Source organism: Streptomyces sp. TLI_053, from assembly GCF_900105395.1.
Taxonomy (GTDB): Bacteria; Actinomycetota; Actinomycetes; order Streptomycetales; family Streptomycetaceae; genus Kitasatospora.
Genome location: NZ_LT629775.1, coordinates 4556479 through 4578397 on the forward strand (window position 1 = coordinate 4556479; position 21919 = coordinate 4578397).

17 protein-coding genes are annotated in these 21919 nt (G+C 74.8%); 5 read left to right on the plus strand and 12 right to left on the minus strand.

Annotated features, from left to right (window positions below; genetic code table 11):
* Nucleotides 1–11: 11 nt before the first annotated feature.
* From BLU95_RS18215 to bldG, 3 genes are all read right to left on the minus strand, one after another.
* Complete coding sequence (locus BLU95_RS18215) at nucleotides 12–710, minus strand: hypothetical protein (protein ID WP_093860963.1); 699 nt, start codon at nucleotides 708–710, stop codon at nucleotides 12–14.
* A gap of 193 nt (nucleotides 711–903) precedes the next feature.
* Nucleotides 904–1320 carry an ATP-binding protein gene (locus tag BLU95_RS18220; protein ID WP_093860964.1) on the minus strand — a complete coding sequence of 139 codons (417 nt, stop codon included), beginning with the start codon at nucleotides 1318–1320 and terminating at the stop codon, nucleotides 904–906.
* 185 nt (nucleotides 1321–1505) lie between these two features.
* Nucleotides 1506–1847, minus strand: a complete 342-nt coding sequence (gene bldG / locus BLU95_RS18225; RefSeq protein WP_030392670.1) for an anti-sigma factor antagonist BldG — start codon at nucleotides 1845–1847, stop codon at nucleotides 1506–1508.
* Between the two features lie 222 nt (nucleotides 1848–2069).
* Between bldG and BLU95_RS18230 the strand changes: the two genes are divergently transcribed.
* Nucleotides 2070–4556, plus strand: coding sequence for a DEAD/DEAH box helicase (locus BLU95_RS18230; RefSeq protein ID WP_093860965.1), 2487 nt, complete (start codon nucleotides 2070–2072; stop codon nucleotides 4554–4556).
* A gap of 11 nt (nucleotides 4557–4567) precedes the next feature.
* Here the strand turns inward: BLU95_RS18230 and BLU95_RS18235 are convergent, their stop codons facing one another.
* The 7 genes from BLU95_RS18235 to ssd all read right to left on the minus strand — a co-directional run bounded on the left by BLU95_RS18235 (nucleotide 4568) and on the right by ssd (nucleotide 10816).
* Nucleotides 4568–5011: an Rv3654c family TadE-like protein gene (locus BLU95_RS18235; RefSeq protein ID WP_093864956.1), complete on the minus strand. Its 444-nt coding sequence runs from the start codon at nucleotides 5009–5011 to the stop codon at nucleotides 4568–4570.
* Entirely contained in the window at nucleotides 5008–5415 is a 408-nt protein-coding gene (locus tag BLU95_RS18240; protein WP_231978621.1) for a TadE family type IV pilus minor pilin, read from the minus strand. Before BLU95_RS18240 ends, BLU95_RS18235 begins: the two co-directional genes overlap by 4 nt.
* 67 nt (nucleotides 5416–5482) lie before the next feature.
* Nucleotides 5483–5827: a DUF4244 domain-containing protein gene (locus tag BLU95_RS45120; RefSeq protein WP_093860966.1), complete on the minus strand. Its 345-nt coding sequence runs from the start codon at nucleotides 5825–5827 to the stop codon at nucleotides 5483–5485.
* Between the two features lie 101 nt (nucleotides 5828–5928).
* Nucleotides 5929–6747, minus strand: coding sequence for a type II secretion system F family protein (locus BLU95_RS18250; RefSeq protein ID WP_093860967.1), 819 nt, complete (start codon nucleotides 6745–6747; stop codon nucleotides 5929–5931).
* Nucleotides 6748–6854: 107 nt separating this feature from the next.
* Nucleotides 6855–8141: a type II secretion system F family protein gene (locus BLU95_RS18255; protein ID WP_093860968.1), complete on the minus strand. Its 1287-nt coding sequence runs from the start codon at nucleotides 8139–8141 to the stop codon at nucleotides 6855–6857.
* A gap of 147 nt (nucleotides 8142–8288) precedes the next feature.
* Nucleotides 8289–9695, minus strand: a complete 1407-nt coding sequence (locus BLU95_RS18260) for a TadA family conjugal transfer-associated ATPase (RefSeq protein ID WP_093860969.1) — start codon at nucleotides 9693–9695, stop codon at nucleotides 8289–8291.
* On the minus strand, nucleotides 9695–10816 hold the full coding sequence (gene ssd, locus BLU95_RS18265; protein WP_093860970.1) for a septum site-determining protein Ssd: 1122 nt from the start codon (nucleotides 10814–10816) through the stop codon (nucleotides 9695–9697). Before ssd ends, BLU95_RS18260 begins: the two co-directional genes overlap by 1 nt.
* An 859-nt stretch (nucleotides 10817–11675) precedes the next feature.
* On the opposite strand from ssd, the gene BLU95_RS18270 reads away from it, so the two are divergent.
* Nucleotides 11676–12497: an HAD family hydrolase gene (locus tag BLU95_RS18270; RefSeq protein WP_093864958.1), complete on the plus strand. Its 822-nt coding sequence runs from the start codon at nucleotides 11676–11678 to the stop codon at nucleotides 12495–12497.
* A 442-nt stretch (nucleotides 12498–12939) separates the two neighbouring features.
* Here the strand turns inward: BLU95_RS18270 and BLU95_RS18275 are convergent, their stop codons facing one another.
* The gene (locus tag BLU95_RS18275) at nucleotides 12940–13854 is read right to left on the minus strand and encodes a Fic family protein (protein ID WP_093860971.1); all 915 of its coding nucleotides are present in this window, start codon (nucleotides 13852–13854) and stop codon (nucleotides 12940–12942) included.
* Nucleotides 13855–14069: 215 nt separating this feature from the next.
* Here BLU95_RS18275 and BLU95_RS18280 point away from each other — a divergent pair, with 215 nt between their 5' ends.
* The 3 genes from BLU95_RS18280 to acs all read left to right on the plus strand — a co-directional run bounded on the left by BLU95_RS18280 (nucleotide 14070) and on the right by acs (nucleotide 20400).
* A complete protein-coding gene (locus tag BLU95_RS18280; RefSeq protein WP_093860972.1) occupies nucleotides 14070–15059 on the plus strand; it encodes an ATP-binding protein in 990 nt (329 codons plus the stop codon).
* Between the two features lie 588 nt (nucleotides 15060–15647).
* Nucleotides 15648–18185, plus strand: a complete 2538-nt coding sequence (locus tag BLU95_RS18285; protein ID WP_093860973.1) for a SulP family inorganic anion transporter — start codon at nucleotides 15648–15650, stop codon at nucleotides 18183–18185.
* A 211-nt stretch (nucleotides 18186–18396) separates the two neighbouring features.
* Nucleotides 18397–20400 (plus strand): acetate--CoA ligase, encoded by a 2004-nt coding sequence (gene acs / locus BLU95_RS18290; RefSeq protein ID WP_173862076.1) that lies wholly within the window; start codon nucleotides 18397–18399, stop codon nucleotides 20398–20400.
* A 132-nt stretch (nucleotides 20401–20532) separates the two neighbouring features.
* Here the strand turns inward: acs and BLU95_RS18295 are convergent, their stop codons facing one another.
* Nucleotides 20533–21843 carry a serine hydrolase domain-containing protein gene (locus tag BLU95_RS18295; RefSeq protein ID WP_093860975.1) on the minus strand — a complete coding sequence of 437 codons (1311 nt, stop codon included), beginning with the start codon at nucleotides 21841–21843 and terminating at the stop codon, nucleotides 20533–20535.
* Nucleotides 21844–21919 lie beyond the last annotated feature (76 nt).

Consider the following 21919-nt stretch of genomic DNA (forward strand, 5'->3'; position numbering starts at 1 on the left):
TCGGAGCGGGATCAGCTCGCCGGGGCGGTCGGGGCCGGAGTCGACGGCGTCCGGGCACCGGGGGCATCGGTCGCCGTCGGACTCGCGCCGCCAGCCGCCCCGTCCGCGGGCGCGCCCGTGGAGCCGTCGGACGGGCCGCCGGTGGCCGGGGACGTCGGAGCGGCCGCGGCCGAACCCGGCTTGCACCCCTCCTGCTTGGCCATCGCCGATCCCAGGTCGCCGCGCTGGAGCTTGCCCTGTGCCTGTGTGGAGAGCGAGGCCAGCTGCTGCACCTGGTCGGCCACGCTGCGCAGCCCGTCGGCGAACTTCGCCTGGTCGGCGTTGGGGAGCGCGTCCAGCTTCTTCTGGACCTCCAGGTAGCCGTCGGCCGCCTTGGTGAGCTCGGTGACGGTGTCCTTCTGCAGGCTCGCGCCGTCGTCGACCTTGGGCGCACCGGCGCCGTCGATGGCGGCGGCGATGTCCTGGTTGGTCTTCGCCAGCCGGCCGATGTCCGCCGAGAGGCGCTTCTGGAGGTCGGCCGGGGCCTCGCCGGTCTTCACCTGCCCGGTGTCCGCCAGCGCGGTCTGCGCCTGCGCGATCGGGTCCTTGGCCGCGCCGCAGACGTTCGCCGCCCAGGACTCCAGCTGCTTGCTGTTGTCGTCGCCGCAGCCGACGGCGCCGAACGCGAGCAGCGCCCCGAGCGCGGGTACGGCCAGCAGTCGCTTGTTCACCGGGAGAGCCCTTTCGGTTTCGGTCGTCGAACTGCGAACCTACACGGCCGCCGCTCGACCCCCGCTTCCCGTTCGGACCCGCTCTTCCGCTCCGGCCCGCCCACCTGTCCGGCGTCCGGTCCACGCATCCGACGGTTCGCGCACCCGTCGGTCGACGCACCCGCTGTGCGGCGCCGTGCGCCGACCGGTGCGCTCAGACGGCGAGTACGTCCGCCGAGACCGGCCAGCTCATCCGGATCAGACCGCCGCCGGCCCCGGTGGTGACCTCCAGGTCCTCGACCAGACCGGTGAGCACGGCGAGGCCCAGGGTGTCCTCGTCCGGGTCGGCGCCGTCCGCCGCCGTGGCCGGGACGGTGTCGAGGCCCGCTTCGTCCTCGACCTCGATGAGGAAACGCTTCTCCTGGTCGACCAACGCGACGCGCACCGCGCCGGTCACCCCACCGCGGCGGTGCAGACCGACCGCGCGCGAGCACGCCTCGCCGACGGCGAGGCGCACCTCGTCGAGCACCGACTCGTCGACCCCCGCCCGTCTGGCCACTGCCGCGGCCACCAGCCGGGCCGTCCGCACGTGCTCGGGGAGCGCGCTGAATCGAAGTTCGACGGTTGCCATCTCTTCCCCCTCGGGGTGTTCCGACCGAGGCCGGACACACGGCCCCGGTCGCTGCGGGCCGGCAACGGCCGGTCCGAGGACGGCCGGACGAGCCGGGGCCGTGCGGCCCCGGGCGTCCGGACGCATGAGGATCGGACGGGCCGGCCACGGAGGACCGGCCCGGTCCGGTCGATCGGGTCGACTGATCAGTCGGTCGCCTGGACCGCGTCCTCGACCGAGGTGTGGATCGGGAACACCTTGGTCAGACCGGTGATCCGGAAGATCTTCAGAATGCGCTCCTGGTTGCACACCAGGCGCAGCGAGCCCTCGTGAGCACGCACCCGCTTCAGCCCGCCCACCAGCACACCGAGGCCGGTGGAGTCCAGGAAGTCCACGCCCTCCATGTCGACGACGAGGTGGTAGCTGCCGTCGTTGACGAGCTCGACCAGCTGCTCGCGCAGCTTGGGGGCGGTGTACACATCGATCTCGCCGCCAACCTCGACGACCGTGCGGTCGCCGACTGTACGGGTCGACAGGGACAGGTCCACGGAACCTCCAGCACCTTGCCTTGCTACGTCATTGCGATCCTCGGCCGGACGGCCGTCACCGCATGGTCGCGAACCCCGGGCACACCCAGCGAATGCGTGGCAAGCCTCGGCGCTGCGACCCCCGGCCGTACGGCCGTCACGGCCACATTCAACCACCTGTGACCATGACCGCACGATGGCTTAGGACGATTCTCCGTCACGCCGGTGACACACTGGGTCCTCATGCCGCCGCGTCACAGCCTGCCCGAGGCACTGCTCATGACCCTGTCCACCGCCCGGGGGCGGTCGGACCGGCTCACCCATACGGAGCACCTTCCCGCCCGGCCCGCCCGTTATGCGCCGTGGCCCGACTGGATCCGGCCCGAGATCGCCTCGGCCGCCCGGGAGACGGGGGTCCAGCAGCCCTGGGCCCACCAGGCGGAGGCGATGAATCTGGCCAAATCCGGTCAATCTGTGGTGATCGCCACAGGAACCGCCTCGGGCAAGTCGCTCGGATACCTGGCGCCGGTGCTGTCCGACCTGTTGGACGGCACCGAGGCACGCAACGGCCGGGGCGCGACCGCGCTCTACCTCGCCCCCACCAAGGCACTCGCCGCCGACCAGCGCCGCCGGGCCGCGGAACTCGCCCCGCCCCGCGTCCGGGCCGCCCTCTACGACGGCGACACCCCGCCCGAGGAACGCGAGTGGGTCCGCCAGTACGCCTCCTACGTCCTCACCAATCCCGACATGCTGCACCGGGGCGTCCTGCCCGCGCACGCCCGCTGGTCCTCCTTCCTCAAGACGCTCCGCTATGTCGTGATCGACGAGTGCCACAGCTACCGCGGTGTGTTCGGCTCGCACGTGGCCCAGGTGCTGCGCCGGCTGCGACGGATCTGTGCCCGTTACGGCTCCTCCCCGGTCTTCCTGCTCGCCTCCGCCACCACCGCCGACCCCGCCGTCACCGCCCGCCGGCTGACCGGTCTGCCCGCCGCCGCGGTCACCGACGACGCCTCCCCGCGCGGCCCGATGGTCTTCGGACTGTGGGAACCACCCCTCACCGAGAACGTCGGCGAGCAGGGTGCGCCGGTCCGCCGGACCGCCACCGCCGAGGCCGCCCACCTGCTGACCGACCTGGTCGAGCGGGAGACCCGCACCGTCGTCTTCGTGCGCTCCCGGCGGGCCGCCGAACTCGTCGCGCTCCAGACCCAGGACCAGCTGGGCCGCCCGCTCGCCGACCGGGTCGCCGCGTACCGCGGCGGCTACCTCGCCGACGAGCGCCGGACCCTGGAGCGCGAACTCCACTCCGGCCGACTGCTCGGCCTCGCCTCCACCTCCGCCCTCGAACTCGGGGTCGACATCTCCGGCCTGGACGCCGTCCTGATGGCCGGCTACCCGGGCACCAGGGCCTCGCTCTGGCAGCAGGCCGGCCGGGCCGGGCGGGAGGCCCAGGGCGCGCTCGCCGTCCTGATCGCCCGGGACGACCCGCTGGACACCTACCTCGTGCACCACCCGGAGGCGCTGTTCGCCACCCCGGTCGAGGCGACCGTGCTCGACCCGGACAACCCGCACGTACTGGCGCCGCACCTGTGCGCCGCCGCCGCCGAGCTGCCGCTCACCGACACCGATCTGGAGCTGTTCGGTCCGTCGGCCGCTCCGCTGCTGCCGGTGCTGGAGCGGCGCGGGCTGCTCCGCCGGCGCGGCGAGGCCTGGTACTGGACCCGCCGCGAGCGGGCCGCCGACGCCGTCGACCTGCGGGGCAGCGGCGGCAGCCCGGTGCAGATCGTCGAGGCGCCGACCGGCCGACTGCTCGGCACCGTGGACGCCTCGGCCGCCCACACCACCGTGCACACCGGGGCCGTCCACCTCCACCGCGGCCGGACCTACCTCGTCCGGGACTTCGACCTGGAGAACTCGGTCGCCCTGGTCGAGCCCGCCGACCCGCCCTACACGACCTCCGCCAGGGACATCACCTCCATCTCCGTCCTCTCCACCGACACCACCGTCGACTGGGGCGAGGGCCGGCTCTGCTTCGGTTCGGTGGAGGTGGTCAACCAGGTGGTCGGCTACCTCCGCAAGCGGATCTCCACCGGGGAGATCATGGGCGAGAGCAAGCTCGACCTGCCGCCCCGCACCCTGCGCACCCGGGCCGTCTGGTGGTCCGTCACCGAGGACCAGCTGATCGACGCGGACATCCCGCCCGACCGACTGCCCGGCGCCGCCCACGCCGCCGAGCACGCCTCGATCGGCCTGCTCCCGCTCTTCGCCACCTGTGACCGCTGGGACATCGGTGGTGTCTCGGTGCCACTGCACCCCGACACCGGGCTGCCCACCGTGTTCGTCTACGACGGCCACCCCGGCGGGGCCGGCTTCGCCGAACGAGGCTTCCGCCGGGCCGTGCAGTGGCTGACCGCCACCCGGGAGGCGATCGCCGCCTGCGAGTGCGAGCGCGGCTGCCCGTCCTGCGTCCAGTCGCCCAAGTGCGGCAACGGGAACGACCCGCTGGACAAGGCCGCCGCCGTCCGGCTGCTGGACGTCCTGCTCACCGGCGCTCCCGGAACGCCCGGGGCAGCGGCGGACGATGCAGAGGGCGCGGAGGGCGCGGAGGACGCCGAGGACGCCAGGACGGCGGAGGCGGCGGACGCGGCAGCAGAGGTCGAAGCGGCGACGGAAGCGGCGGAAGCCGAGGCGGCCGACGGATCCACCGGGTCAACCGAGCGACCGGCCGAATGACCGCCCGGGGCTCACCGGCCGGCTCCGGCCGGACCGGCCTCGCCCAGGGCGACCCGCGCCTCCTCGTCCGCAGGCAGGACCGCGGCCCGGAGCGGTCCGGCGCGGGACCGGGCCCGGGCAGGACCGACCGGCAGCCGCACCGGCAGCCCCGTGACCGGCACCTCCGCCACCACCTCCACGGCGTCCGCCGGGAGGTCGGCCGCGCAGAAGACCACCGCGGCCGACTGCGCCGCTGCCACGGCCCTCGCCCGGGCGCAGCCACCGTCCGTGTCCACCAGGATCCGGTCGGCCGCCGCCAGCGCGGCCAGGTCGGCGGCGGACTCCGCGCGGTGGCGGGCGCCGACCACCACGCCCAAGGACAGCGCGGCGGTGAACGCCACACCGCCGAGCAGCACACCGGCCAGCAGCCAGACCGTCGCCGAGCCGGTGTCCGACCGCTGCGCACGAAGCCTCACCCCGCCCACGCACCACCGCCTCCCTCCGCTCCTCGCAGGGTGTCCTCCCTGGCCGCGACCGCCGTGGCGCTCACCCGCACCGCGAGCACCTCCGCGAAGCGGCCCGGCGCCCCGTACGGCGCGTCCACGGTGACCCGGACGGTGTCGGGCGCCAGGTCGACCAGGACCGCCGCCCCGGGCGGAGCCACCGCCCGCGCCACCCCGGCGGCATCGACCTCCCCACGCGCGGCCGCCCTGGCTCCCGCGCGTGCCGCGTCGACACAGCGGAGTTGGGCGGCTGCCGCGAGGACGGCCCAGACCAGCAGCGCGGCCAGCAGCACCAGCGCCGGCAGCGCGACGGCGGTCTCGGCGGTGACGAACCCGGCGTCGCCGCGCCGCCGCCACCTCGGCGGAATCGGCGGCACCGTCGGAATCGGCGGAATCGGCGGCATCGCCCCCGGGGACGATCCCGGGGACGATCCCGACGACGGGTCAGGTCGCATGGAGCGCCCGGTCCAGGGCGGCCTGCAGCGCCTCCATCACCGCCGCACTGGTCGCCACCTTGTAGAGCGCGGCCGCCACGGCACACGCCGCGAGCGTGCCGACCGCGTACTCCGACGTGGTCATTCCCGCGTCCGGACCGCCGAGCCCGATCCGGCCGCGCCGCCGAACCGCACGTCGAACCACGAGCCGGACCGGGAACGGGGCCGGGAACCGGGCCGAGTACCGGCTCCGGACCACCGGCCTCCCTGCCGGGCGCCCCAGCCCCGGACCCGCACCCGCACCCGCACCCGCACCCGCACCCGCACCCGCCACGGGACCGATCGCCAGGTTCATGAGTTTCCTCCTTTGTTCGAAGCTTCGAATCCGACAAGAGACCGCCGCACCGACGACCGGCGCCGATCGATCGGCGGGCGGTCCCGCAAACGGTCGATGTGTCACATCGACTGCGAGAAACGCGTGCTGAGCCCCACCACCACCGGGACAACGCCGATCAGGACGAACGCCGGCAGGAAGCACAGCCCGAGCGGCGCCGTCGCCAGCACTCCCGCCCGTCTGACCCGGGCGTGCGCCGCCCGGACGGCCTCCGCCCGTTGGCCGCTCGCCAACCCGGCGAGCGCCGTTGCCGCCGGGGCGCCGCTCAGGCTCGTCCGGACCAGGCAGCGGGCCAGCGGCGCGAGCGGCGGATGCTCCTCCCCGAGCCGGTGCCAGCAGAGCTCCGGGGGCGCCCCCAGGGCCAGTTCGGCGGCCGTGGACAGCAGCCGGGGCCCCATCGGGGCACCCACGCTCGCGCCCACCGCCGCGACGGCCGCCGCCGGCGAGGCGGCCGAACCGAGGCAGGCCGCCAGAAGTTCGGCGGTGAGCGGCAGCTGCCGCAGCAGCCGTGCCTCGTCCAGTTCGGCCCGCCGCTCCGCCGGCGACCTCGCCCGGGGCAGCCACCGGTGCACCCCGGCCGCCAGCAGTCCGCCTGTCACCAGACCCGCGGCGCCGCCCAGGAAGACCGCCGCTCCGAAGCCGGCGCCCAGCGCCATCGCTGCCCGTCGGACCTGCCCCGGCAGGGCAGGACTCCCCTGTGCCGTCCGCCGCCGCGCCCTCCGACGGGCCCGCTGTCGGCGCGACCGCTCCTCCCCGCCCAGCAGGGCGGCCGCCCTCCGGCGCGCACGCCACCGGCGCCGGGCCCGGCCTCCGGCCGTCGCTCCCACCAGCACCGCCGCGGCGCACATCGCGGCCGCCACGTGCTCGGTCACCCACTCCATCCGTGCCTCTCCTGCTCGGCTCCCTCCTGCGCGCCCACCGCTGCGGCCGCCCGCACAGGCCGGTCCCGGCTCCGGCGGCACCACGGACGCCCGACCCACCGCACGGGTCACCACGGCAGTACCTCCCGCCGGAACGCCCCGCTCGGCCGCGCGGGGCCGGACCGGGTGCGGGCCCGGATCCGGGTGATCCCGCACCGCCACTCCTCGCATCCGTCGACGCCGCCCCTTCTCGGCTCATGACTCGACCCGTGGCCCGACCCGTGGCCCGACCCGTGACCCGACTCGTCGCCCGACTCATGGCCTTGGGCGGCCACCGGCGCCCCGGCGGCGGCAGCCCCGACGATCCGGGTCGTCCACACCAGGCCCAGCCCCTCCAGGACCGCGCCCACCACCAAGGAGGCCAGCCCGGCCGGTGTGTGGAGCAACACCTCCAGCGGCCGGGCGCCGAGTGCCGCGCCGAGCAGCAGCCCCGCCAGCGGGAGGGCGGCCAGGACCGCGATCGTGGTGCGCGGCGCGGCGAGTTCGCCGGCGATCTCCTCCGCCAGCACCCGCTCGACGCGCAGCGCCTCGGCCACCCCGTCCAGCCCGGCCGCCAGACCCGAACCACCGGCGGAGGCGACCTCCCAGCAGGCGGCCACCGCCGCCGCCCCGCTCCCGCCCGGCCGTTCGGCGAGCAGCCGGAACGCCGCCGGGACGTCCGCGCCGTACCGGCCGGCCGCGAGCCGTGCGACCGGCTCGGCACCGATCCGCTCCAGCACCGACCGGTCGGCCGCGATCCTCGTGGTCACCAGGTGGAGCGCCTGCTCGGGTGTCGCCCCGCCGCGCAACTCGCCCGCCAGCCCGGCACACAGCTCCACCACGGCGGCCGACCGGTACCTCGCCTCGGCCGCCGCGGCACGGCGCGAGCGCCACCTTCGGACCGGCAGGACGGCCGCGAGCGCCGCCAGCACCGGGACGGGCGAGGCCGTCGCCCACCCCACCGCCGACCCGCCGGGCAGGAGCAGGAGTTCCGGCGCCCGCCGAACAGCCCGCCAGGGACCGCCCGACCACCGCAGGGCCGCCGCCACCGGTCGCGCCACCGCACGGCGCTCGCCGTCGTCGGCACGCCGCCCTCTCCCGCTCGCGCCTCTCCCGCCGGAGCCGCCCGGGGCCCCGGTCAGCACCGCGCCGGCCCGACGAACACCCGCCCACTGCCGCTGCAGCCGGCACCACCCCGCCACCGCGCCGACGGCCAGCAGCAGCCACCACCCCAGCACAGTCCCGTACAGCTCCACGGTCTTCGCCCACCTCCTCGTCCCGATCACCGCATCCACCACCTCGCCGGCCACCACGTCCACCGACAGGCCGGCCGGGCCGGCCGCGACACCGGCACCAGGACGGACCGCGACCACCACCGCAACCTCCCCGACCGCCCCGGCTACCCCGACCACCGGCCGTCCCCCGTCGGCTCCTCCGGCCGCTCCCCGACCGGAGGAGCAGCACCGCGCCGCCCGCGCACCCGCACAGCGTCAGCAGGAACACCCCCTCCGCCGGGCCCGCCGTCACGGCGGACCGTCCGCGACGACGACCCCACGGGCGGCGAGCAGCCGGCCGAGCCTGGACCACCCGGGCCCCGGCACCGTGCCGCCGTCCGCCGTGAACGTCACGGCGGGCGTGGTGACGGCCAGCCCGTGCCGGTCGCCGCCCACGGTGTGGATCTCGGCGACCCTGCGCCTCCCGGTGCCCGGCTCCCGCACCAGGTGCACCACCAGGTCGAGGGCCGCCCGGAGCTGGCTGTGCAGCGCCGGCCGGTCCATCCCGGCCAGCGAGCCGAGCGCCTCCAGCCGGACCGGCACGTCCGCCGCCGTGTTGGCGTGGACCGTCCCCGTGCCGCCCTCGTGGCCGGTGTTGAGGGCGGCCAGCAGGTCGGCCACCTCGGCCCCGCGCACCTCACCGATCACCAGCCGGTCGGGCCGCATCCGCAGCGCCTGACGGACGAGGTCCCGCAGGGTCAGCTCACCCAGCCCCTCCTGGTTGGGCGGCCTGGCCTGGAGCCGCACCACGTGCGGGTGGTCGGGCGAGAGTTCGGCGGAGTCCTCGACGACCACGATCCGCTCGTCCGGACCGACCAGGCCGAGCAACGCCGCGAGCAGTGTCGTCTTCCCGGTGCCGGTGCCCCCGCTCACCAGCAGCGAGAGCCGGGCCCGCACGACGGCGGCCAGCAGTTCGCCGCCCCGCGGCGGGAGTGCCCCGCCCGCCACCAACTCGTCCACGGTGAAGGGCCGGGAGCGGCACACCCGCAGCGAGATGTGGGTGCATCCGGCGGCGATCGGCGGCAGGACGGCGTGCAGCCGCGTGCCGTCCGGAAGCCGGGCGTCGACCCAGGGCCGCGCGTCGTCGAGCCGCCGCCCGGCCGCCGTGGCGAGGCGGTGGGCCAGCCGCCGCACCGCCTCGGCATCGGCGAACCGGACGCCGGTGGCCCGGCGCAGGCCGCCGCCCCGGTCGAACCAGATCTCGTCCGGCCCGTTGACCAGGACGTCCGTGACGTCGGGCGCCGCCAGCAACCGCTCCAGCGGGCCCGCACCCACCAGTTCGGCGCACAGCGAGCGCACGGTGTCGAGGACGTCGTCCCCGCCGAGCGACGGCCGGGCCGCCCGCAGGGCGTTCGCCACCGAACCGGCGGTGGGAACCGCCCCGGACTCGGCCAGCCGCAGCCGGACGGCGTCCACCAGCGCGGCGGCGCGCTCCTCCCGCGCCGTCCGCCCGTAGGGGTTCGGCTCCGGCCCCGGCCGCGCCGCCGGACCGCTCCCGGGGCCGGGCAGGCCCCGCAGCACCCGCCGCTCGCCCGGACCGTCACCCCCGTGCCCCGACCGGTACCCGCCCTCCGGGGCCGCTCCACCGGCCCCGTCGGCACCCGGCCGGCCGGCGCCGGGATCCTCGGCCCCGCCCGCCCTCCGCAGTCGCACCATCAGTACACACCCCCCTCGACCGCCGGCACCGTCGGCAGCACCTCGTCGAGGAAGGCCCCGCAGAACCTGGCGAGCGGCCCGCCCTCGCGGATGCCGGGCGGCACCCCCTGTTCGAGGTCGAGGGCCAGTCCCGGCTCCGGGTCCAGCATCCCGGCGAGCTGCATCCGCAACCCCCGGGCGATCCGGTGCGCGGGGAGCCCGAACGGCCCCGGCGGACGCACCACCACCCGCACGTCGTCGATCCGCATCCGCACGGACGCGGCCACCCGGTCGGCGGCCGCCACCGCCCTCAGTTCGGCCGGCACCACCAGCAGCGCCGTGTCGGACTGCTCCAGCGCCTGCCCGGCCGCCGCGTCCAACCGCCGGGGCACGTCGACCACCACCAGGCCGCCGCCGCGGCGCGCGGCGGCGAGGACGCTGCGCATGGCCTCGGGCGGCACCGTCGGGGTGTCTCCGCGGTCCCAGGACAGGCAGGCCAGCGTGCCGAGCCGCCTGAGCGCGGGCAGCGCCCGGGTCAGCTCGGCGCCACTGACCCGGCCCCGGGAGCCGGCGAGGTCCGGCCAGCGCAGGCCAGCCGCCGTCTCGCCGCCGAGCAGGATGTCGAGCCCGCCGCCGAGCGGGTCGCCGTCGACGAGGACGGTGCGCAGGCCCCGGCGCGCGGCGGTGACCGCGAGCGCGCAGGCCAGGGTGGAGGCACCCGCGCCGCCCCGGCCGCCGAGGACGGCGACGGTGCGGGCGGGCGGGCCGACGCCCTCGACGGCGTCGGCGATCCGGTCGAGCAGCCAGGTCTCCGCGTCCGGCAGGAACAGCACGTGCTCCGCGCCGAGTTGGACGGCCCTGACCCAGACGCCCGCGTCGTCGAGGTCCAGCCCGAGCAGGAGCACCCCGGGTCTGCGGGGCATCGCGGCGCAGTGCCCCGCCCGGTCGTCGCCGACCAGGACCAGCGAGGCCTCCTCCCAGAGTTCGCGCGGCGGCGCGCCCCGGACCAGCCGCGGATCGGTGCCGGCCGCCGCGCAGATCCGCAGCAGGTGCTCGGCCAGGGCGTCGTCCCCGGTGAGAACGAGCGGCCGGGCGGGCTCGGGCCCGCCGGTGGCGGCGTGGTCGGTGATGGGCTTCGACATGGCGGCTCCCCTGTCCCGGTGCCGGGCCGCGCACGGCGGCCGGGCACACCTACGAAAGGTCCGGCAGTCGGCCGGGAGCCCGTGGGAACCGGGCCCGGCAACCGCTGCCGGGCATCACGTTGGACGGTGATCCCGATTCCGTCCTCCGGGTTCCGATTCCCTGTGGACAACTCGGGGCTGTGGAGGAAAACGTTCACCCGGACGGGGGGCTATTGGACAAAGAATTGACTAATCGGGCTCGCGGAGATGAACCGCCATACCCGGCGGGGCGGGATAGTGCCACACGTACCGGGTGCTGCCGGGAGCAGGCCCGAGCCTCATTCCAGGCATGGTGGATCCGGAGCCGGACATGACCAAAGCTCTACGGAGAGTGACGAAAACGCTGAGACAGCCGGACGGACCGACACCCCCCGTAGAGATCGCCCGGATCAACCGGCGGATCCGCCGGGCGGGCCGCCCGAGCCCCGAAAACGGCTCCGGACGTGCGACGACCCCCGCCGGGGGGGAGAGCGGGGGTCGTCTATCCACGGCCCGACTCGGGGGGGAGGAGCCGGACCGGGTTAGCACGGTCGCGAACGATCCGTGACTTCCATGGTGTACCCGAGCGGCCAGAAACACAAACCCGCACGCCCGCGAGTACGCCGAATGGCGGGCAGTTTTGCGGAGCCCTCTATCCTCGGTTCCCGTGGACACCACCGAGAACGCCGACGAGTACGCCGACGAGTCCCCGGACTCCACCGCCGCAGCCGCCGCCGGACCCGACGGGACCCCCGGGGCCTCCGGTGCCGACGGGACGGCCGTGACCGGCGCGCGGCCCGGAGCGGCCGGCTCCGGCCCCTCCGCGACCCGTCCGGCGGCCGTGCGCCCGCGCCCGAGCGGCCCGCGCACCGCCGCCTTCTTCGACCTGGACAAGACGATCATCGCCAAGTCGAGCGCCCTGGCGTTCAGCCGTCCGTTCTACCAGGGCGGCCTGATCAACCGTCGGGCCGTCCTGCGAAGTGCGTACGCCCAGTTCGTCTTTCTGGTGGGCGGCGCGGACCACGACCAGATGGAGAAGATGCGGCAGTACCTCTCCGCGCTGACCCGGGGCTGGAACGTCCAGCAGGTCCGCGAGATCGTCGCCGAGACCCTGCACAACCTGATCGATCCGATCATCTACGACGAGGCTGCCTCGCTCATCGAGCAGCATCACGCGGCCGGCCGGGACGTGGTCATCGTCAGCAGCTCCGGCTCCGAGGTGGTCGAGCCGATCGGCGCACTGCTCGGCGCGGACCACGTGATCGCCACCCGGCTGCAGATCGAGGACGGCTGCTACACCGGCGAGATCGAGTACTACGCCTACGCCGAGAACAAGGCCACCTCCATCCGGGAGTTGGCCGAGGTCGAGGGCTACGACCTGGCCGAGTGCTACGCCTACAGCGACTCCTCGACGGACCTGCCCCTGCTGGAGGCCGTCGGCCACCCGTCGGCGGTCAACCCCGACCGGGCACTGCGGAAGGAGGCGCTGGCACGGGAGTGGCCGGTGCTGGTCTTCGACCGGCCGGTGGAACTCCGGCGACGGCTCCCGGAGTTCTCGGCGCCGAGCCGCTCGGTGCTGACGGCGGTGGCGGTCGGCGCCGCGGTCCTGACGGCCGGCGCCGTCTGGTACGCGGCCCGCCGGCGGCGCCGCCCCACGGCCTGACCGGGCGGGGAGTCCGGCGTGGGCCGGCTCGCCCGGCACCTCTTGGACAAAACGGGCAAAAGTCGAAGAATTCTCATTTCGGGTTCCCCTTTCGCCCGAAACGCGATACAAAGGAGTCACGGCCCGCGAGACCCGGTCAGGACCCAAGAGGTCAAACCGACAACGCAGTTCAGGCCCCACGGACCGTGTGCACGGATAACCGGGCACCCACATGCAGCCGACCCGCTGTCGGGCCGCCGCACCAGACGAACGGGCAGGATCCCCGTCTGATCGGCACTTTCCGGTGCATGCATGGTCACCCGGCATCTGTGCCAGCGGCGGCACCCGGCAGGTTCGGGTGCCGCCGCATCCTTGTGCCCGGATCTCGCCCGGGACCCCGGGGGGCCGTCCGGGCCCCGCCCCCGGCCCGCCCGCCGGACCGGGGCCGTCCGCACCGCGCCGCTCAGACCATCCCGCGCTGCATCGCCTCGCAGACCGCCGTGCTCTCCCGGACCCCGAGCCGCAGGGCCCGCCCGCAGTGGCCGATCCAGGCCGCCAGCCCCTCCGGCGTCCCCGCCAGGTAACCGGCGAGCGCCCGCCGGTAGGCGTCCGTCCCCAGCTCCACGAGCCCCACCTCGGCCGGGCAGATCGACTTCGGGTCGAGGCCCTCCGCGATCAGCACGATCCGCGCGGCGGCGCGGGCGATCAGGCCGTTGTACGCGCCGAACGGCCGCAGCGCCAGCAGTTCGCCGTGCACGACCGAGGAGACCACCAGGGCCGGCGTCCCGACGCCCTGGCCCTCGGCGCGGGCCACCAGCAGCCGGGAGAGCTGGTCCAGCCGGGCGGCGACCTCCTCCGGACCGGGCGCCGCCGGGAGGGCCGGCACAGGGCCCGCCGGAGCGGCCGCCACGGCAGCCGGGGCCACCTCCGCCGCGACGCCTTCGGCCGGCTTCAGCTCCGCCGGGAACAGGTCCTCGACGCCCTCCCCTTCCTGCCGCGGCCGACCCGCCGCGGGGTCGGCGTCGCCGACCGCCAGCAGGTGCAGCCGGGCCAGCACCTGGAGCGGCGAGTGCCGCCAGATGCTCAGCAGCTGCCCCGCCTCGGCGGCGATCCGCAGGGCGGCGCCCACCGTCCGGGTCTCGGGGTCGGCGCCGAAGTCGCTGCGTCGGCGGACCTCCTCCAGCGGCCAGTCCGAGCCCGCCAGCGCCGCGGAGGCGCGGGCGCCGCGCAGGGCCGACTCGGAGGTGACCTCGGCCGCGCGGCGGCGCATCACCCGGTGGCCGTAGAGGCGGTCGACGGCCTTGCGCACCTCGGCCACCGCGTCGGGCACCCCGGGGAGCTGGGCCAGCGGGGCGAGGGGATCTGTTCCAGTGCTCACCTACCCGAGAGTAATGACCCGGACGCCTCTGCCGGAACAGCAACCACGCATCACCCGTTCGAGGCAATCCTCACTTCCCTCCCGCAAACGGCCCGAAACCCCGGATAGCATGGCTGTCGAAGACGATAACGATTTCCAACTCGGGAGATCGTCGACCTCGCCGCGGCGCGGACCGCGGACGCGGCGGGTCCTGGAGCGAGAGCCGGAGTCCCAAGATGAAGATCGCCTTCGTCGGCAAGGGCGGCAGTGGCAAGACCACGCTGTCCGCGCTGTTCATCCGCCACCTGGCCGCCGCGGGCCGTCCGGTCCTCGCCGTCGACGCCGACATCAACCAGCACCTCGGCCCCGCACTCGGCCTGACGGACGACCAGTCCGCCGCCCTGCCCTCGCTCGGGGCCCACCTGCCCGACATCAAGGAGTACCTGCGCGGCGACAACCCGCTGATCCGCTCCGCCGAGGAAATGATCAAGACCACCCCGCCCGGGCGCGGTTCGCGACTGCTCCGGATCGTCGAGGAGAACCCGGTCTACGCGGCCTGCGCCCGCCCGGTCGCACTCGACGAGGGCTCGGTGCGGCTGCTGGCGACCGGCGCCTTCACCGAGGAGGACCTCGGCGTCGCCTGCTACCACTCCAAGGTCGGCGCGGTCGAGCTGCTGCTCAACCACCTGGTCGACGGCCGGGACGAGTACGTGGTGACGGACATGACCGCCGGCTCCGACTCCTTCGCCTCGGGCCTGTTCACCCGTTTCGACCTCACCTTCCTGGTGGCCGAGCCCACCCGCAAGGGCGTCTCGGTGTACCGCCAGTACCGGGACTACGCACAGGACTTCGGCGTCCGGCTGCGGGTGGTCGGCAACAAGGTGCAGAGCCAGGACGACCTGGACTTCCTCCACCGGGAGGTCGGCGAGGACCTGCTGACCTCCTTCGGGCACTCCGACTGGGTGCGCCGGCTGGAGCAGGGCGGCCGGCCGTCGCTGCGCGCCCTCGAAGCCGCCAACCGCGTAGTGCTGGACGAGCTGAGGACGGCGGCGGACGCCGCGTACGACCTGCGGGACCCGCGCCGCTACACCGAGCAGGCCGTCCTGTTCCACCTGCGCAACGCCGAGAGCTGGGCGAACGCCAAGGTCGGGATCGACCTCGCCACCCAGGTCGACCCGGACTTCGCGCTCGGCGACGAACCGGCGGCGGCCGGCGCGACCGTCTGACCGAATCGGCACCGCGCAGCGCCGACACGGAGCACCACCGCGCGGCACGACCGCGGCGGACACGGGCCGCGACCCCGGAACGGGGCCGCGGCCCTCCTGTGTCCGCCCCGCCCCGCCCCGACCCGACTTGACCCGCCCCGCCCCGCCTCGCCCCGGCCCACCGCGGCCCGCGGCGCTGCCGCCGACAACGGTCACCGCCACGGCCGCGGCGCCCCCACCAGCAGATTCGCATCCGTTCGGCCACCACCCATTGGGGTGAACCAGGCGGATATTGCCTGTCGCTCCGGATGACGCTGTGCAAAGCTCTCATTACCCTCGGTTTACCGAGTCTTGATGTACCGAGTCTTGATGTTCAGCATCCGTTCCGGTGCTCCTCGACGTGGCCTGGCTCCTCCCAGCGCCCACCGAGTGACCACCGGAGCCCCCGATGGTCCAAGGCCCGGCCGGTGACACCCGCACTCCCGGCCCGTCCGCACCATCCCGCCACACCGTCGCGACCCACGACAGCCGATCCGCTCCACCGAGCCCATGACCGGACTCACCGCCGGACCTGACTGCGTTCGTTCCCCCGGACAGACGGGAAGACCCATGACCCTCGACATCTCCAGCGCACCCATCGCCTCCGACACCACCGACCACGCCCCGCCGGGCCGACGTCCCCGCGCCACCTGGGCGCAGGACCTCTCGGCCTCCCTGGTGGTCTTCCTCATCGCCGTGCCGTTCTCCCTCGGCATCGCCCTGGCCACCGGCGCCCCGCTCACCGCGGGCCTCGCCGCCGCGGCCGTCGGCGGCATCGTGGTCGGACTGTTCGGTGGCACTCCGTTGCAGGTCAGCGGACCCTCGGCCGCGCTCACCGTGATCACGGCCGGACTCATCGCCCAGTACGGCTGGCAAGCGACCTGCGCCATCACCCTCGCCGCCGGCCTGCTCCAACTCCTCCTGGGGGTAAGGCGGGTGGCCCGGACGGCACTGGCCGTCTCGCCCGCCATCGTGCACGGCATGCTGGCCGGCGTCGGCCTCGCCATCGCGATCGCCCAGTTGCACGTCGTCCTCGGCGGCTCCCCGCAGAGCTCCGCCCTGGCCAATCTGCTCGCCCTGCCGAGCCAGCTGGCGGCCCCGCACCCGTCCGCCCTGGCCGTCGGCGCGGTCACTGCGGCGGTGCTGCTCGGCTGGCCCCGACTGGGCCGACTCCCCGGCCGGTACGGCGAGTTCGGCACCCGACTGGCCAAGGTCCCCGGCCCGCTGGCGGCCGTCGCCGCCGCCACCACGCTCGCGGTAACGCTGGACCTGCGGCTCGCCCGGGTCGACCTGCCCGCCTGGGAGCCGCACGACCTCGTCCCCGACCTGCCCCACGGAGCGCCCCTCGCCGTGCTCGCCGCCGTGCTGACCGTCACCGCCGTGGCGAGCGTCGAATCACTGCTCTCCGCCGTCGCGGTCGACCGGATGTCGCACCGCACCGGGGACCTCGACCGCGAGCTGCGCGGCCAGGGGCTGGCCAACATGATCAGCGGACTGGTCGGCGGACTGCCGATCGCCGGCGGCGCGGTACGCAGCACCGCCAATGTCCGGGCCGGAGCCCGCAGTCGCTGGTCCTCGGTGCTGCACGGGGTGTGGGTGCTGGCGGCCGCGATGGCCCTCACCGGCGGGCTGCGCCGGATCCCGCTGGCCGCCCTCGCCGCCCTGGTCCTGGTCGTCGGCCTGCAGATGGTGAGCTTCGCGCACATCCGCAAGGTCCACCGGCACCGGGAGTTCCCGGTCTACCTGGTCACCGTGGTCTCCGTGGTGCTGTTCGGCGTACTGCCGGGTGTGGCGCTGGGCGCCGCCACGGCCGCGCTGCTCGCGCTCTACCGGCTGACCCGCGCGCACGTGGACGTGCTGGCCGGCCCCGACGGCGCGTTCACCGTGGAGACGCACGGCCCGCTGACCTTCGCCGCGGTGCCCCGGCTGAGCCGGGCCCTGGCCGGCATCCCGGCCGGCGCCGAGGTCGCCGTCGTGCACGACGGCTCCTTCCTGGACCACGCCGCCTACGAGACACTGCACAGCTGGCGCACCGGCCACCAGGCGGGCGGCGGACAGGTGTCGATGGTGACCCGCCGCCAGGACGACGAGGTGCTCGACCCGGACGGCACCGTCCGCACCGGAAGCTCCCCCGGCCCGCACCGCTGCCGCGCGTGGACGCCCTGGGTCGGCCATCACTGCATCGAACAGCAGGAGGACCCGCACGTCCGGCTGCTCGACGGGGTGCGGGTGTTCCAACTGCACACCGCCCCGCTGATCCGGCCGGAGCTGGCCCGGCTGGCCCGGGAGGGACAGACGCCCTCGCAGCTGTTCCTGACCTGCGCCGACTCCCGGATGGTCACCAGCATGATCACCAACAGCGGCCCCGGCGACCTCTTCACCGTGCGCAACGTCGGCAACCTGGTGCCGGCCCCGCACGAGCCGGGCGCGGCCGACGATTCGGTGGCGGCGGCGGTGCAGTACGCGGTGGAGGTGCTGGAGGTACGGTCGATCACCGTCTGCGGGCACTCGGGCTGCGGGGCGATGAAGGCGCTGCTGGACGGGGTGCACGAGCAGCCCGGCCGACCCACTCCCCTGGCCCGCTGGCTGCGCAACGGCCGGGGCTCGCTGGACCGGCTGCGCCGGGTCCCGGCGGAGTTCACCGACCGCGCGGTGGTCGATGTGACCGAGCAGCTCTGCATCACGAACGTGGTCCAGCAGCTGGACCAGCTGATGGCCAACCCGGCCGTGGAGCGGCGGGTCGCCGAGGGCACCCTGCGGCTGGTCGGCATGTACTTCGACTTCGCCACCGCGCAGGCCTACATGCTCGACCCGGGCAGCGGCCGGTTCGGCCCGGTCGAGGCGCTGGCACCGGCGCCGGCCGCCGCTGCCACCTCCGCCGCTGCCACCTACACCTTCACCGACACCCCCACCTTCGCCGACACCGCCGCCTCCGCAGTGACGCCCGCCCCCGCGATGCCGGTGTCCGCCCCCGCGACGCTGTCGTCCACCCCGCGCGGGGAGCACGACACGCCCGAACGAGTGAATGAATTCGAACAGGTTCCGACCACCGGTACCGTCGCCGCGGATCCGGCCAGGGACGGCGGAGGCCCCGGCCTGGCCGCCTGAGAGCCGGGCCCGCGTCCGGCCGGGCGGGCCAAGGACGCGGGCCCACCTCCTCCGGCCGCCCGAGACGCCTCCGACCTCGGGCGGCCGTTCGACGAGCGATCAAAGGTCTACACCAATTAGCCAGAGCCTCTTGTCAACTGACCTCTTCGCCTGGTGAGCTGTGCGCTGGGACACACGGGACAATCCCCACGCACGGGAAACGACCCCGATCATGACTCATGAGGAGTGCGCGTTGAGCAACGAGAGCCTGGCCAACCTGCTCAAGGAGGAGCGGCGTTTCGCCCCGCCGGCAGAGCTCGCCGAAGCCGCCAACGTCACCGCGGCCGCGTACGCTCAGGCATCCGAGGACCGCCTCGGCTTCTGGGCCGAGCAGGCCCGCCGCCTCACCTGGGCCGTCGAGCCCACGCAGACCCTCGACTGGTCGAACCCGCCGTTCGCGAAGTGGTTCGCCGACGGCAAGCTCAACATCGCGTACAACTGCGTGGACCGCCACGTCGAGGCCGGCCACGGCGACCGCGTCGCCATCCACTTCGAGGGCGAGCCCGGCGACGGTCGCTCCATCACCTACGCCCAGCTCAAGGACGAGGTCTCCCAGGCCGCCAACGCCCTGCTGGAACTCGGCGTCACCAAGGGCGACCGCGTCGCCATCTACCTGCCGATGATCCCCGAGGCCGTCGTCTCGATGCTCGCCTGCGCCCGCATCGGCGCCACCCACTCCGTCGTCTTCGGCGGCTTCTCGGCCGACGCCGTCGCCTCCCGCATCCAGGACGCCCGGGCCAAGCTCGTCATCACCGCCGACGGCGGCTACCGGCGCGGCAAGCCCTCCGCCCTCAAGCCCGCCATCGACGAGGCCCTCACCAAGGCCGAGGGCGTCGAGCACGTCCTCGTCGTGCGCCGCACCGGCCAGGACACCGCCTGGACCGAGGGCCGGGACGTGTGGTGGCACGAGCTCACCGCCCGCCAGTCCACCGAGCACACCCCCGAGGCGCACGACGCCGAGCACCCGCTGTTCATCCTCTACACCTCCGGCACCACCGGGAAGCCCAAGGGCATCCTGCACACCACCGGCGGCTACCTCACCCAGGCCAGCTACACCCACCACGCCGTCTTCGACCTCAAGCCGGAGACCGACGTCTACTGGTGCACCGCCGACATCGGCTGGGTCACCGGACACTCCTACATCGTCTACGGCCCGCTCTCCAACGGCGCCACCCAGGTCATCTACGAAGGCACCCCGGACACCCCCCACCAGGGCCGGTTCTGGGAGATCGTGCAGAAGTACGGCGTCACCCTCCTCTACACGGCGCCCACCGCGATCCGCACCTTCATGAAGTGGGGCGACGACATCCCGGCGAAGTTCGACCTGTCCTCCCTGCGGGTGCTGGGCAGCGTCGGCGAGCCGATCAACCCCGAGGCCTGGATCTGGTACCGCGAGCACATCGGCGCCTCCACCGCCCCGATCGTGGACACCTGGTGGCAGACCGAGACCGGCGCCATCATGATCAGCCCGCTGCCCGGCGTCACCGAGACCAAGCCGGGCTCCGCCCAGCGTGCCCTTCCCGGCATCGCCGCCACCGTCGTCGACGACAACGGTGTCGAGGTCGCCAACGGCTCCGGCGGTTACCTCGTCCTCACCGAGCCGTGGCCCTCCATGCTGCGCACCATCTGGGGCGACGACCAGCGCTACATCGACACCTACTGGTCGCGCTTCGGCGCCGGACACAACGCGGCCGACCCCGAGTGGCGCTACTTCGCGGGCGACGGTGCCAAGAAGGACGAGGACGGCGACATCTGGCTGCTCGGCCGGGTCGACGACGTCATGCTGGTCTCCGGCCACAACATCTCGACCACCGAGGTCGAGTCGGCGCTGGTCGGGCACCCCTCGGTGGCCGAGTCCGCGGTCGTCGGCGCCACCGACGCCACCACCGGCCAGGCGATCGTCGCCTTCGTCATCCTGCGCGGCACCGCCACCGACAGCCCGGAGCTGGTCGAGGAGCTGCGCTCGCACGTCGGCCGCACCCTCGGCCCGATCGCCAAGCCGAAGCAGATCAAGGTGGTCGGCGAACTGCCGAAGACCCGCTCCGGCAAGATCATGCGCCGCCTGCTGCGCGACATCGCCGAGGGCCGCGAGATCGGCGACACCACCACCCTCGCCGACTCCACCGTGATGAACCTCATCCAGGCCCAGCTCCCGCCGGCCGGTTCCGAGGGCTGATCCGGGAGGTCCGACCTCGCGTCGGCTGCCCGCCACGCCACCTTCGGGCGGCGGGGCGGGCAGCCGACGCCACGGTGCCCCGGGCGGTGGAAACCGCCCGGGGCACCGTCGGCTCCGGCACAGGTCAGGCGGTCAGCCCTCGCCGAACTCGGCGATCAGCACGCGCAGGGTCTCGTGCGCGCTCTGCACCAGGGCCCGGCTGCGCAGCGGCTGTCCGCCGGCCAGGACCGCCAGACCCACCGGGACCCGGGGACTGAACCCGACGAAGGCGGTGGACCCCCGGTCGGCACCCACGTGGTAGACCACCTCGCCGGCCTCGACCGGACCCGCCCCGTCGGACGCCACCGGCACCGGGAGCACGGCCCACCCCGCAGCCTCGGCACGCCCGGCAGCCCCCGGACGCCCCGCGACCCCGGCACGCCCGGCAGCCCCGGACCGCCCGAACGCCCCGGCCACGGAGGCCCCCGCCCCGGCCACGGAGGCCCCCACCGCGGCCACGGAGGCCCCCGCCGGCCTCGCGGCCGCCCGCGGTTCCGCCGCCCCCGCCGGAAGCGCCCGGTGGTTCCACCCCAGACAGATCCGCGGCCCACCGCGCCGCCCGTCGGTGCGCGGGCGGCGCACCTCGTTCAGCGCCGTCCGCAGCACCGCCGCGTCCGCCCGCTCGGGAAGCGGGACGGCGTCCAGCGCGAGGTGCGCCTGGAGGTAGCGGAGCATGTCGTCCGCCGTGGAGCGGAGCGCGGCGGCGGCCGGCAGTGCGGGCAGCCGGAAGGACGGCACCCTCCGCCCGCGCCGGTATCCGGCGTCCTCCTCCCGGCCGGGACCGCAGGAGGTGTCCATCAGACCGAGCGGCCCGCAGACCCGGGCGGCGAGCAGATCGTCGTACCGCTGCCCGGCCGCGTTGGCGAGCAGCAGGCCGAGTAGTCCGCAGCCGAGATTGGAGTACCGGACCTGGGTGCCGGGCGTGCCGCGCACCGCCGTCCTCGGCAGCGCCCGCAGCAGGTGGGCCGGTCCGAAGGTGGCGTACGGGCGGGTGAACCAGCGCGGGACCTGCCCGGGCAGCACGCCGTCCGGCAGCCGGGGCAGGCCGGACGTGTGGGTGGCCAGGTGGAGCAGGGTGATCGGGCGCTCCTGCGGGTAGCCGGGGGCCGCGTCGGCGGGCAGGTAGCGGTCGATCGGATCGTCGTAGCCGACCTCGCCGCGGGCGGCCATCTCCGCGAGCAGCAGGCCGGTGAACGTCTTGGTGACGGAGCCGAGTTCGAAGCGGGTGTCGGCGCGGACCGGGCGTTCGGTGGAGCGGACGGCGTGGCCTCGGCAGGCGACGGTCCGCTGGTCGCCGCGGATCACCACGACGGCGGCGCCGCCGGCCGGTGCGGCGGCGCGGAACAGCGGGCGGAGCAGGCGGTCGAGTTCGGGGTCGGGCGGGCCGTACAGCGGGGCATTCATCGGAGGGCGCTCCGGCGGCCGGACCGGACCGTGCGGGGCGGGCAGGACGGACGAGACTCACGAGACGTATACGAAC

Bases quoted from the DNA above. Each gene is read 5' to 3' on its own strand.
- BLU95_RS18220 (WP_093860964.1), bottom strand. From the start codon at position 1,320: ATGGCAACCGTCGAACTTCGATTCAGCGCGCTCCCCGAGCACGTGCGG.
- BLU95_RS18230 (WP_093860965.1), top strand. From the start codon at position 2,070: ATGCCGCCGCGTCACAGCCTGCCCGAGGCACTGCTCATGACCCTGTCC.
- BLU95_RS45120 (WP_093860966.1), bottom strand. From the start codon at position 5,827: ATGAACCTGGCGATCGGTCCCGTGGCGGGTGCGGGTGCGGGTGCGGGT.
- BLU95_RS18250 (WP_093860967.1), bottom strand. From the start codon at position 6,747: ATGGAGTGGGTGACCGAGCACGTGGCGGCCGCGATGTGCGCCGCGGCG.
- BLU95_RS18260 (WP_093860969.1), bottom strand. From the start codon at position 9,695: ATGGTGCGACTGCGGAGGGCGGGCGGGGCCGAGGATCCCGGCGCCGGC.
- ssd (WP_093860970.1), bottom strand. From the start codon at position 10,816: ATGTCGAAGCCCATCACCGACCACGCCGCCACCGGCGGGCCCGAGCCC.
- BLU95_RS18280 (WP_093860972.1), top strand. From the start codon at position 14,070: ATGAAGATCGCCTTCGTCGGCAAGGGCGGCAGTGGCAAGACCACGCTG.
- BLU95_RS18285 (WP_093860973.1), top strand. From the start codon at position 15,648: ATGACCCTCGACATCTCCAGCGCACCCATCGCCTCCGACACCACCGAC.
- acs (WP_173862076.1), top strand. From the start codon at position 18,397: ATGACTCATGAGGAGTGCGCGTTGAGCAACGAGAGCCTGGCCAACCTG.
- BLU95_RS18295 (WP_093860975.1), bottom strand. From the start codon at position 21,843: ATGAATGCCCCGCTGTACGGCCCGCCCGACCCCGAACTCGACCGCCTG.